The sequence below is a fragment of the Kosakonia radicincitans DSM 16656 genome (assembly GCF_000280495.2).
Lineage (GTDB): Bacteria > Pseudomonadota > Gammaproteobacteria > Enterobacterales > Enterobacteriaceae > Kosakonia > Kosakonia radicincitans.
Map to the genome: position 1 here is coordinate 5,609,456 of NZ_CP018016.1, position 11,244 is coordinate 5,620,699.

At 54.2% G+C, this 11,244-nt stretch carries 11 protein-coding genes, 2 tRNA genes and 1 rRNA gene; 3 read left to right on the plus strand and 11 right to left on the minus strand.

From position 1 onward, the window contains the following. Positions 1–85 precede the first annotated feature (85 nt). Positions 86–976 (plus strand): HTH-type transcriptional activator IlvY, encoded by an 891-nt coding sequence (ilvY, locus tag Y71_RS26940; protein WP_007369192.1) that lies wholly within the window; start codon positions 86–88, stop codon positions 974–976. Here the strand turns inward: ilvY and ilvA are convergent. From ilvA to ilvL, 7 genes are all read right to left on the minus strand, one after another. Next, the gene (ilvA, locus tag Y71_RS26945; protein WP_090398681.1) at positions 973–2,517 is read right to left on the minus strand and encodes a threonine ammonia-lyase, biosynthetic; all 1,545 of its coding nucleotides are present in this window, start codon (positions 2,515–2,517) and stop codon (positions 973–975) included. The genes ilvY and ilvA overlap by 4 nt on opposite strands. 2 nt (positions 2,518–2,519) lie before the next feature. Continuing rightward, complete coding sequence (gene ilvD, locus Y71_RS26950; protein ID WP_007369194.1) at positions 2,520–4,370, minus strand: dihydroxy-acid dehydratase; 1,851 nt, start codon at positions 4,368–4,370, stop codon at positions 2,520–2,522. 185 nt (positions 4,371–4,555) lie between these two features. Further along, positions 4,556–5,485, minus strand: a complete 930-nt coding sequence (gene ilvE, locus Y71_RS26955) for a branched-chain-amino-acid transaminase (RefSeq protein WP_007369195.1) — start codon at positions 5,483–5,485, stop codon at positions 4,556–4,558. Between the two features lie 17 nt (positions 5,486–5,502). Beyond that, entirely contained in the window at positions 5,503–5,772 is a 270-nt protein-coding gene (ilvM, locus tag Y71_RS26960; protein WP_007369196.1) for an acetolactate synthase 2 small subunit, read from the minus strand. Continuing rightward, positions 5,769–7,415, minus strand: a complete 1,647-nt coding sequence (gene ilvG / locus Y71_RS26965; protein ID WP_007369197.1) for an acetolactate synthase 2 catalytic subunit — start codon at positions 7,413–7,415, stop codon at positions 5,769–5,771. The genes ilvM and ilvG overlap by 4 nt, the downstream gene beginning before the upstream one ends. A 2-nt stretch (positions 7,416–7,417) precedes the next feature. After that, positions 7,418–7,468 (minus strand): peptide IlvX, encoded by a 51-nt coding sequence (gene ilvX / locus Y71_RS31055; RefSeq protein WP_202626166.1) that lies wholly within the window; start codon positions 7,466–7,468, stop codon positions 7,418–7,420. An 86-nt stretch (positions 7,469–7,554) separates the two neighbouring features. Beyond that, positions 7,555–7,653 carry an ilv operon leader peptide gene (gene ilvL / locus Y71_RS26970; RefSeq protein ID WP_015966468.1) on the minus strand — a complete coding sequence of 33 codons (99 nt, stop codon included), beginning with the start codon at positions 7,651–7,653 and terminating at the stop codon, positions 7,555–7,557. 319 nt (positions 7,654–7,972) lie between these two features. Here ilvL and Y71_RS26975 point away from each other — a divergent pair, with 319 nt between their 5' ends. Next, a complete protein-coding gene (locus Y71_RS26975) occupies positions 7,973–9,493 on the plus strand; it encodes a YifB family Mg chelatase-like AAA ATPase (RefSeq protein WP_007369198.1) in 1,521 nt (506 codons plus the stop codon). Between the two features lie 25 nt (positions 9,494–9,518). On the opposite strand, the gene Y71_RS26980 is transcribed toward Y71_RS26975, so the two are convergent. After that, entirely contained in the window at positions 9,519–9,857 is a 339-nt protein-coding gene (locus Y71_RS26980; RefSeq protein WP_007369199.1) for a MaoP family protein, read from the minus strand. Positions 9,858–9,963: 106 nt separating this feature from the next. Here Y71_RS26980 and hdfR point away from each other — a divergent pair, with 106 nt between their 5' ends. Continuing rightward, positions 9,964–10,797, plus strand: a complete 834-nt coding sequence (gene hdfR / locus Y71_RS26985; RefSeq protein WP_090398664.1) for an HTH-type transcriptional regulator HdfR — start codon at positions 9,964–9,966, stop codon at positions 10,795–10,797. A gap of 93 nt (positions 10,798–10,890) precedes the next feature. Here hdfR and Y71_RS26990 read toward each other — a convergent pair. The 3 genes from Y71_RS26990 to rrf all read right to left on the minus strand — a co-directional run bounded on the left by Y71_RS26990 (position 10,891) and on the right by rrf (position 11,224). Next, positions 10,891–10,966, minus strand: a tRNA-Trp gene (locus tag Y71_RS26990). A gap of 8 nt (positions 10,967–10,974) precedes the next feature. Further along, a tRNA-Asp gene (locus tag Y71_RS26995) sits at positions 10,975–11,051 on the minus strand. 57 nt (positions 11,052–11,108) lie between these two features. Continuing rightward, a 5S ribosomal RNA gene (rrf, locus tag Y71_RS27000) occupies positions 11,109–11,224 on the minus strand. Positions 11,225–11,244: the final 20 nt, after the last annotated feature.

Here is an 11,244-nt window from a genome sequence, read left to right on the forward strand (position 1 = left end):
TATGACAGGAAATGCGTTGCTTAAATTGATATATTAACAATGTCACATTGCAATTTTTGCAATGTAAATTTGTGGAGCCTGTCTCATGGATTTACGCGATCTGAAAACCTTCCTGCATCTGGCGGAAAGCCGCCATTTTGGCCGCAGCGCGCGCGCTATGCATGTCAGTCCCTCCACGCTTTCACGCCAGATCCAGCGGCTGGAAGAAGACCTTGGGCAGCCACTGTTTGTGCGTGATAACCGTACCGTCACGCTGACCGATGCGGGAGAAGAGTTACGCACCTTTGCTCAACAAACGTTATTACAGTATCAGCAACTCCGCCACTCGATAGACCAGCAAGGCCCATCGCTCTCCGGCGAACTGCACCTGTTCTGTTCGGTCACTGCAGCCTACAGCCATTTACCGCCAATCCTCGACCGCTTCCGTGCGGAGCATCCGTCGGTGGAGATCAAACTCACCACCGGCGATGCTGCCGATGCCATGGAAAAAGTGGTTACCGGTGAAGCGGATCTGGCGATTGCCGGCAAGCCGGAAACGCTCCCCGGCGCGGTGGCGTTTTCAATGCTGGAGAATCTGGCAGTGGTTCTGATTGCGCCGGCGCTGCCATGTCCGGTGCGTAACCAGGTATCACAAACCGAGCCTGACTGGTCAACAGTGCCATTTATCATGGCCGATCAGGGGCCGGTGCGTCGGCGCATTGAGCTGTGGTTCCGCCGCCATAAAATCAGCAATCCCGCCATTTACGCGACCGTTGGCGGACACGAAGCCATGGTCTCCATGGTCGCGCTGGGATGCGGCGTGGCGCTGATCCCGGAAGTGGTGCTGGAGAACAGCCCGGAGCCGGTACGTAATCGTGTGATGATCCTCGAACGTAGCGATGAAAAAACGCCGTTCGAGCTTGGCGTGTGCGTACAAAAAAAGCGGCTCTATGAGCCGCTTATCGATGCATTCTGGAAAATTCTGCCGAACAACTAACCCGCCAGGAAGAAACGGAATGCCGGGTTATGCGTTTCGTCGTGGCAGTCATAACCCAGTTCATTGAGCCGGGTTTCGAAATCCGGCTCGTGATCGCCCAGTTCAAACGCCGCCAGCACGCGGCCATAATCCGTGCCATGGCTGCGATAGTGGAACAGCGAAATATTCCAGTGCGTGCCGAGCGTATGCAGGAATTTCAGCAGCGCGCCCGGTGATTCCGGGAACTCGAAGCTGTATAAACGCTCCTGCAACGGTTTCGACGGTCGTCCGCCAACCATATAGCGCACGTGCAGCTTCGCCATCTCATCGTCGGAGAGATCCACCACGCTGTAACCACCGTCATTCAGCAATGACAGGATCTCCTGGCGCTCTTCCAGACCGCGACTCAAACGCACGCCGACAAAAATGCACGCGTTTTTCGCATCGGCGAAACGGTAGTTAAATTCGGTAACAGAACGCCCGCCCAACAACTGGCAGAACTTCAGGAAGCTGCCCTTCTCTTCCGGAATGGTCACCGCCAGCAGCGCTTCGCGTTGCTCGCCCAGCTCACAACGTTCAGAAACATAGCGTAAGCCGTGGAAATTGACGTTTGCGCCGGAGAGCACATGCGCCAGCCGCTCACCGTGAATGTTGTGTTTGGCGATATATTTCTTCATCCCCGCCAGCGCCAGCGCGCCGGATGGTTCCGCGACCGCCCGCACATCTTCGAACAGATCTTTCATCGCCGCGCAAATCGCATCGCTATCGACGGTAATGATATCGTCGAGGTACTCCTGGCACAGACGGAAGGTTTCGTCGCCGATACGTTTAACCGCAACGCCTTCGGCAAACAATCCAACGCGGGGCAAATCGACCGGATGCCCGGCGTCCAGCGCTGCTTTCAGGCAAGCGGAATCTTCCGCTTCGACAGCAATCACTTTGATTTGCGGCATCAGTTGCTTAACCAGCACCGCGACACCCGCTGCGAGGCCGCCGCCGCCGACCGGTACAAAGATCCGGTCGATATGCGCATCCTGCTGTAACAACTCCAGCGCCAGCGTTCCCTGTCCGGCAATCACCATTGGATGATCGAACGGCGGGACAAACGTGAACCCTTGCTGCTGCGACAGCTCAATGGCTTTGGCTTTCGCTTCATCGAAATTGGCGCCGTGCAGCAACACTTCTCCGCCAAAACCGCGTACCGCATCGACTTTGATATCGGCTGTCGCCACTGGCATCACGATCAGCGATTTGATGCCGAGGCGCGTGGAAGACATCGCCACGCCCTGCGCGTGATTGCCTGCGGATGCCGTGATTACACCATGGGATTTCTGCTCGGCGGTTAACCCGGCGATCATCGCGTAAGCACCGCGCAGTTTGAAGCTGTGCACCGGCTGGCGATCTTCGCGTTTTACCAGAATGACGTTATCCAGACGCGAAGAGAGCTTGTCCATTTTTTGCAGCGGCGTCACCTGCGCCACTTCATAAACCGGCGCGCGCAGCACTGCCCTCAAATATTCCGCCCCTTCGGGGGCGGCGGAGAGGGGTTGGGATTCGGCCATCATTAACCCCCAAGTTTGGATTTATCGCGCACCGCACCCTTGTCTGCACTGGTTGCAAGACTGGCGTAAGCACGCAGCGCGAAGGAGACCTGACGTTCGCGATCCACCGGCGTCCAGGCTTTATCGCCGCGGGCTTCCTGTGCTTCACGGCGCGCCGCCAACTGCTGATCGCTGACCTGCAGTTGAATACCACGGTTCGGGATATCGATAGCGATGATATCGCCATCTTCAATCAACCCGATGTTGCCGCCGCTGGCCGCTTCCGGGGAAACGTGACCGATAGAAAGGCCGGATGTCCCGCCAGAGAAACGCCCGTCGGTGATCAGCGCACAGGCTTTACCCAGCCCCATCGACTTCAGGAAGCTGGTCGGATACAGCATCTCCTGCATGCCCGGCCCGCCTTTCGGCCCTTCATAGCGGATTACCACAACATCGCCGGCCACCACTTTACCACCGAGAATAGCCTCAACCGCTGCATCCTGGCTTTCATATACTTTTGCCGGACCGGTGAATTTCAGGTTGCTGTCATCCACACCTGCGGTTTTCACGATGCAGCCGTTTTCGGCAAAGTTGCCGTACAGTACGGCCAGACCACCATCTTTGCTGTATGCATGCTCCAGGGAGCGAATACAACCTGCGGCGCGATCGTCATCCAGCGTGTCCCAGCGGCAATCCTGTGAGAAAGCCTGGGTGGTACGAATACCTGCCGGGCCAGCGCGGAACATCGTTTTCACCGCTTCGTCTTTGGTCAGCATGACATCGTACTGCTCAAGCGTTTGTGGCAGCGTCAGACCGAGCACGTTTTTCACGTCACGGTTTAACAGACCTGCGCGATCCAATTCACCCAGAATACCCAGCACGCCACCTGCACGGTGGACATCTTCCATATGGTATTTCTGCGTACTCGGCGCGACTTTACACAGTTGCGGAACTTTGCGGGAAAGCTGATCGATGTCACTCATGGTGAAATCAATTTCGGCTTCCTGCGCCGCCGCCAGCAGGTGCAGAACGGTATTGGTCGAACCGCCCATTGCGATGTCCAGCGTCATGGCGTTTTCGAACGCCGCTTTGCTGGCGATAGCGCGCGGCAGCGCCGAAGCATCGTCCTGCTCGTAATAACGTTTAGTCAGCTCAACAATGCGTTTGCCGGCATTGATAAACAACTCTTTGCGATCGGCATGGGTAGCCAGCAACGAACCGTTGCCCGGCTGCGACAGGCCCAGCGCTTCGGTCAGGCAGTTCATCGAGTTGGCGGTGAACATGCCGGAACAGGAGCCGCAGGTCGGGCATGCGGAACGTTCCACCTGTTCGCTCTGGTCATCAGAGACTTTCGGGTCTGCACCCTGAATCATCGCATCAACCAGATCCAGCTTGATGATCTGGTTGGAGAGTTTGGTCTTCCCGGCTTCCATCGGGCCGCCGGAGACGAAAATCACCGGAATATTGAGGCGCAGGGAAGCCATCAACATCCCCGGGGTGATTTTGTCGCAGTTGGAAATACACACCATCGCATCTGCGCAGTGGGCATTTACCATATATTCAACAGAATCAGCAATCAGCTCGCGGGAGGGCAGTGAATACAGCATGCCGCCGTGGCCCATGGCGATACCGTCATCGACGGCAATGGTGTTGAACTCTTTCGCCACGCCGCCTGCGGCTTCGATTTGCTCTGCAACCAGCTTACCAAGATCGCGCAGATGAACGTGCCCGGGCACGAACTGGGTAAACGAGTTTACGACAGCAATAATCGGCTTGCCGAAATCGGCGTCGGTCATCCCGGTTGCGCGCCACAGCGCGCGGGCACCCGCCATATTGCGCCCGTGAGTGGTGGTGGCGGAACGGTACTTAGGCATGCTCTTTTACTCCCGTCTGTCTTGTAGATGGGGTGGTGCGTGCCATCCCATATTTATTTGATATACCCTAACTCATTCTGGTTGCAGGAAGGCGACAAGCGAGAATCCCCAGCGGCCTACATAAGTAAGTGACTGGGGTGAACGCGTGCGGCCAACACACCTACAACCTGAAGTATGACGGGTATTTATTGGTTAACCTGATCCAACCAGCCCCACTTATCTTCCGTTTCACCGGTAAAGAGGCCAAAGAATGCTTGCTGAATACGTTTGGTGACCGGACCGCAACGACCTTCACCAACCTGAATACCATCAACACTACGAACCGGAGTGATCTCAGCAGCGGTACCAGACATGAACACTTCATCCGCCAGGTACAGCGATTCGCGGGACAGTACCTGCTCGCGAACTTCAATATTCAGCTCTTTCGCCAGCTTGATGATGGCATCACGGGTGATCCCCGGCAGTGCAGAAGAGGTGAACGGCGGAGTGAACAGGATGCCGTCTTTCACTTCAAACAGGTTTTCGCCCGCACCTTCAGAGATATAACCGTTCACATCCAGCGCGATACCTTCCTGATAGCCGTGACGGCGCGCTTCGCTACCAACCAGCAGAGAGGAGAGGTAGTTACCGCCGGCTTTCGCGGCTGTCGGGATGGTATTCGGCGCAACACGGTTCCACGAAGAAACCATCGCATCGATCCCTTGATCCAGCGCTTCTGCGCCCAGGTAAGCGCCCCACGGGAACGCAGCGATAATCACGTCAGTGCTGTAGCCCGCAGGCGGGTTCACGCCCATACCAACATCGCCAACAAAGATCAGCGGACGGATATACGCGCTGGTCAGGTTGTTTTTGCGGATCACTTCGCGGCAGGCTTCCATCAGTTCATCAATGCTTTGAGAAACCGGGAAACGGTAGATTTTGGCGGAATCATGCAGACGCTGCATATGTTCACGATGGCGGAAGACTACCGGGCCTTTGTGCGAGTCGTAGCAACGGATGCCTTCAAAGACGGAGGTGCCGTAGTGCAGAGCGTGGGACATCACGTGAACTTTCGCGTCTTCCCAACGAACCATCTCGCCATTGAACCAAATGTAGTCTGCTTTTTTCGTCGTCATTGTTCTTCCTTTTGCGCTTACGCGCGGATTTGTTGTGATTGTGATGATGTGGCGCGCTGCCGGATATCAACCCGGGCAACGTCGACAAGTTTGCTCAGTTGGCTAAACAGTAATTCGACAGGCCGCGGGCTGGCAACGGTCAATTCAATATTTATGTTCTGCGCATCGCTGGCGGTTTCCATATTCATCGCGCATACCTGAAAACCCCGGTGGCGCACCACGCGCAACACGCGCTCTAACGTTTCCGGATTGAAGCGAGCCTCAACGGCGACTTGATGTTGCATCATGATAATTTCTCCAGCATTTGTGAGTTACTGGCGCCGGGCGGCACCAATGGCCAGACATTCTCAAGTTCGTCGATTGAGACATGAAGCAGGTATGGCCCTGAGCTCGAAAGCATGGTGTCGAGTGCCGCTTCAACCTGGTCTTTACGGGTGATACGCTGGCCCGGGATGCCAAAGGCGCTGGCCAGCGTGAGGAAATCGGGGTTATCAGTCAGGGTAGTTTCGCTATAACGCTCGTTAAAGAACAACTGCTGCCATTGTCGAACCATTCCTAAACGCTGGTTGTCCAGCAATACCATCTTCAGCGGTAACTGTTTGCGTTTTACGGTGCCCAGTTCCTGCACATTCATCATGAAGGAACCGTCACCGGAGATACAGATCACCGTATCCTCCGGGCGGGCGACCTGCGCGCCAACGGCAGCGGGCAGACCAAACCCCATCGTGCCTAAGCCGCTGGAGGTAATGAAATTTTCCGGACGATCAAATTCAAGGTGTTGCGCAGCCCACATCTGGTGCTGCCCGACATCGGTCGTCACCACGCTGTTCGCTGGTTTGCGTTCGGAGAGTTGCTTTAACAGCAGCGGCGCATAAATCGCCTCGCCGGGATGGTCATAACGCCAGGCGTGCTCGCGGCGTAAGTCTGCGGCGTATTGTCGCCACGCATCAATGGAGAGCGCCTGTTGCAACGCCGGGAGCAACGCATTCAAATCACCCTGCAACGCGACATGCGCCTGACGCAGCTTACTCATCTCCGCCGGATCGATATCCATATGAATCACTTTTGCATACGGCGCAAAGGTATTCAGCTTGCCGGTCACGCGATCATCGAACCGTGCGCCAACAGCAACCAGCAAATCGCACTCCTGAACCGCAAAGTTAGCCGCTTTAGTACCGTGCATCCCCAGCATACCGAGGTAATAGGCATACTCTGGCGCCACTGCGCCCAGGCCTTTCAGGGTACAAACTACCGGCATCTGTGTTGCAGCCAGGAACTCACGCAGAGCGGGAACTGCCTGTGCCATGCCAACGCCGCCGCCAACATACAGCATCGGTTTTTTAGCCTGCGCGAACATTTGGCGGGCCTGGTCAACTTGATCCTGCGGGAAGGAGAGTACGTCATCAACGGTGGCGAAATAGGGCTCAAGATCGCCACTCGCCAGTTGGATGTCTTTCGGAATATCAACCAAAACCGGGCCAGGGCGGCCAGAACTGGCGACATGGAAGGCTTCAGCCATTACGCGCGGCAGCTCTTCCAGGGATTCAACCAGGAAGCTGTGTTTGGTGCAGGCCAGCGACAAGCCCAACACATCCACTTCCTGAAAAGCGTCAGTGCCCATCAGCGGAGCCGCAACCTGGCCCGTAATCGCCACCACCGGAACTGAATCTAACAACGCATCGGCAAGGCCAGTAATCAGATTGGTAGCGCCCGGACCGGATGTCGCAATGCATACGCCTGTCTTACCCGTTGCGCGGGCATAGCCAATAGCGGCCATCGCAGCGCCCTGCTCGTGCCGGCACAGTAGGTGTTCCACGCCGCCGTCATACAATGCATCGTAAACCGGCATGATTGCGCCACCCGGATAGCCAAAAACCGTATCCACTTTCTGTGCCCGCAACGCATGTACTACCCACTGTGCCCCATTCATAGTCAGTTCCCCGCCGTATATCGGGAGAAACAGAATTTTGTACTACAACTCATTCGCTGCTCCTCGTTTATATTTTTAAGTCATAAAAAAACCCCCGGACCTTTCGGTGCGGGGGTCTTAGTTCGTTAAGGCTTGTTTTTTAAGCCTTTCCTCGTCCAAGTGCAGCCCCGCACGGTGGGATAATAATCACCACCACGCTAATCACGACCAGGCTAATCACTCGTAGAAGGGCTTTCATGTTTGTTCGTTCTTGCTTCATGTTCGAAGGAATGCCTAAAGAGGTAACACAGATTTCAGACAAGACACAAGAAAAATTTATGACCACTTTAGTGCCCTCGCTCACAAGAAAGCAAAAACTCATTGTTTTATATAACAAAAATAGCGCGTGAAAATATTTCACTGGTTTCCCAACGAAATCAATAGTGCGAGCGCTCTTCCAGCGCGATGAAAACAGTGTGAACTTGCAGCAAATTACCGGGAACTTACGCGTAAATGCTCGATATCGATAATGAAAGGTAAAATCAACGAACAGATAATAGCCATGGTAAGGAGGAACCATGGCATTGTCAGTCATTTATACCCGAGCGGCTCTTGGCGTTACTGCGCCATTGGTGACGGTCGAAGTGCATATCAGCAATGGACTTCCAGGGCTGACTATTGTCGGATTACCAGAGACCACCGTCAAAGAGGCACGGGATCGGGTACGCAGCGCGATCATCAATAGTGGTTATGATTTCCCGGCAAAGCGGATCACAATCAATCTCGCACCGGCCGATCTCCCAAAAGAAGGGGGACGATACGATTTACCCATTGCTATTGCGCTTCTGGCAGCCTCAGAGCAACTAACAGCACCGATGCTGAGTGACTACGAGTTCGTTGGTGAACTTGCCCTTACAGGCGCATTGCGTGGGGTCTCCGGCGCTATCTCTTGTGTCATGGAAGCAGTGAAAGCCAGCCGTCGCATCATTATTGCTCAGGAAAATGAAGCGGAGGCCAGCCTCGCTGAAACAGAAGATTGCCGCGTAGCCGCCCATTTGCAGGAGGTATGCGCTTTTCTGGAAGGAAAACACGCTCTCTTACCTCCATCCCCCTTTGAAGGTGTCCAGGAGTGGCACAGTGAGGATCTGAGCGATGTAATTGGACAACAACAAGGCAAACGCGCTTTAGAAATCACTGCGGCAGGAGGGCATAATTTATTGTTGATAGGGCCGCCAGGAACCGGAAAAACCATGTTGGCCAGTAGACTGGGGGGATTATTGCCGCCACTTAATAATCAGGAAGCACTGGAAAGCGCCGCAGTGATGAGTGTATTCAACAGTAATAGCCTCATTCGCCACTGGCGACGACGGCCATTCAGAACGCCTCATCACAGCGCTTCCCTGGCGGCGATGGTCGGGGGCGGTTCATTACCAGGACCCGGTGAGATTTCGCTGGCGCACAACGGTGTACTGTTTCTGGATGAACTACCTGAGTTTGAGCGACGTGTACTGGATGCCCTGCGCGAACCGCTGGAGTCAGGCCAGATTCACATTTCACGGACAAGAGCAAAAATCACTTATCCTGCGCGCTTTCAGTTGATTGCGGCCATGAATCCCAGCCCAACCGGGCACTATCAGGGTAATCATAATCGCAGCACGCCTGAACAGACACTGCGGTATCTGGGGAGGTTATCAGGCCCTTTTCTCGACCGGTTTGATCTCTCGCTGGAAATACCGCTACCTGCTCCCGGTTTAATGAGCCAGCCCCAGCAGAAAGGGGAATGCAGTGAGGCCGTACGGTCACGCGTTATTCAGGCTCATGCTCGTCAGCATCAACGGCAGAAGAAGCTCAATGCCCGGCTGGAAAGCAGCGAAACAAAACAGTTCTGCTTGCTTGCAAAAGAGGATGGCGAGTGGCTGGAGGAGACGTTAACACGGCTGGGTTTCTCCATACGGGCCTGGCAACGTCTGCTGAAGGTAGCAAGAACTATTGCTGATCTGGAACAACAGGATGAGATCCAACGAACGCACCTGCAAGAAGCACTAAGTTATCGCGCAATCGACAGGTTACTCATTCATCTGCAAAATATGCTGACGTAAAAAAGGGGCCTTAGGCCCCTTTCTCTTAATCGTCAGACTCGGTGTAATCTTCCGTGCCTTCCATCTGAGGTTTTCCACCCGATAAGGTGTGAAAACGCTTCGGTCGCTTAATACGAGCCATATACTTGAGCCAGACACGTTCTGCTTCCGTGTTGGGTTCACGTTCTCCACGGCAGACTGCGACAAACTGCGTTTCTTCTTCGGTCACTGGTTCACGTTTCCCAAGCTCCAGCTCGTTAAACGCATAACCGTGACGCTCAAGCAGTTGAGCCTCTTTGATGGTGAAATCACCGTGGCGCGAGAACCCGCGTGGATAATTTTTATTGTCGAAAAAACGATTCGTCGTCGTAAAGCTTTCCGCCATCCTGCACGCTCCTAATTCTTTGGCCGAGCTATTTATGGCGCGGAGTATTAGTTACGCTTGACAGAGTGTAAAACAAAACATTTAAATCATTACGACAAATATTTTTGTGGAGAAAACCGTGGATACGGAATTACTAAAAACTTTCCTGGAAGTAAGCAGGACTCGTCACTTCGGCCGGGCGGCTGAATCACTCTATCTGACACAGTCCGCAGTGAGTTTTCGTATTCGCCAGCTGGAGAACCAGCTTGGGGTTAATCTCTTTACTCGTCACCGTAATAATATCCGTCTTACAGCGGCTGGAGAGAAGCTTCTGCCTTATGCAGAGACGCTTATGAGTACGTGGCAGGCTGCGCGGAAAGAGGTTGCACATACTTCACGGCATCACCAATTTTCTATCGGTGCCAGCGCGTCATTATGGGAATGTATGCTCAGCGACTGGCTGAGCAGACTCTATGAGCTGCAGGGAAATCTGCAATTCGAAGCACGCATTGCACAACGTCAGTCATTAGTTAAACAGCTACATGAGCGGCAACTGGATCTGCTGATCACTACCGAAACACCGAAGATGGATGAATTCAGCAGTCAACTATTGGGGCATTTTACGCTCGCGCTCTATTCTGCTGAGCCAGGTAAAAATAAAGCGGAACTGAATTACTTGCGACTGGAGTGGGGGGCAGATTTTCAGCAGCATGAAGCAGAGTTGATCGCCAGTGACGATGTACCCACATTAACGACCAGTTCTGCGGAAGTCGCGCATCAACAGTTGCCACAGTTAAATGGTTGTACCTGGCTACCGGTGTTGTGGGCAGAACAAAAAGAAGGATTACATCTTGTAGCGGATACCGCGACCCTTTCTCGTCCGCTTTATGCTATTTGGCTGCAGAACAGTGACAAACAGAACCAGATCAAAGATCTTTTAAAGATCAAAGTGATTGATTGAAATATGAGGCAAGGATGCCAGTCTGGCATCTTCTGTATGAAAGGCACGAAAAAAAAGCAAAAAAAATCCTTAGCAAACGCTAAGGATTGTTTCTGGCAGGGGCGGAGGGACTCGAACCCCCAACACCCGGTTTTGGAGACCGGTGCTCTACCAATTGAACTACGCCCCTAATTAGGGTGGCGGAACGGACGGGACTCGAACCCGCGACCCCCTGCGTGACAGGCAGGTATTCTAACCGACTGAACTACCGCTCCACCGAATTTCTTTACAACCACCGGTTTGTTGCCCCGGTCTGACCTGCTTAATTTGATGCCTGGCAGTTCCCTACTCTCGCATGGGGAGACCCCACACTACCATCGGCGCTACGGCGTTTCACTTCTGAGTTCGGCATGGGGTCAGGTGGGACCACCGCGCTAGTGCCGCCAGGCAAATTCTGTTCACCGCCAT

Excerpts from the sequence above, each read along its gene's own strand:
- ilvY (WP_007369192.1), top strand. The coding sequence starts at position 86 with ATGGATTTACGCGATCTGAAAACCTTCCTGCATCTGGCGGAAAGCCGC.
- ilvA (WP_090398681.1), bottom strand. The coding sequence starts at position 2,517 with ATGGCCGAATCCCAACCCCTCTCCGCCGCCCCCGAAGGGGCGGAATAT.
- ilvD (WP_007369194.1), bottom strand. The coding sequence starts at position 4,370 with ATGCCTAAGTACCGTTCCGCCACCACCACTCACGGGCGCAATATGGCG.
- ilvE (WP_007369195.1), bottom strand. The coding sequence starts at position 5,485 with ATGACGACGAAAAAAGCAGACTACATTTGGTTCAATGGCGAGATGGTT.
- ilvM (WP_007369196.1), bottom strand. The coding sequence starts at position 5,772 with ATGATGCAACATCAAGTCGCCGTTGAGGCTCGCTTCAATCCGGAAACG.
- ilvG (WP_007369197.1), bottom strand. The coding sequence starts at position 7,415 with ATGAATGGGGCACAGTGGGTAGTACATGCGTTGCGGGCACAGAAAGTG.
- ilvL (WP_015966468.1), bottom strand. The coding sequence starts at position 7,653 with ATGAAAGCCCTTCTACGAGTGATTAGCCTGGTCGTGATTAGCGTGGTG.
- Y71_RS26975 (WP_007369198.1), top strand. The coding sequence starts at position 7,973 with ATGGCATTGTCAGTCATTTATACCCGAGCGGCTCTTGGCGTTACTGCG.
- Y71_RS26980 (WP_007369199.1), bottom strand. The coding sequence starts at position 9,857 with ATGGCGGAAAGCTTTACGACGACGAATCGTTTTTTCGACAATAAAAAT.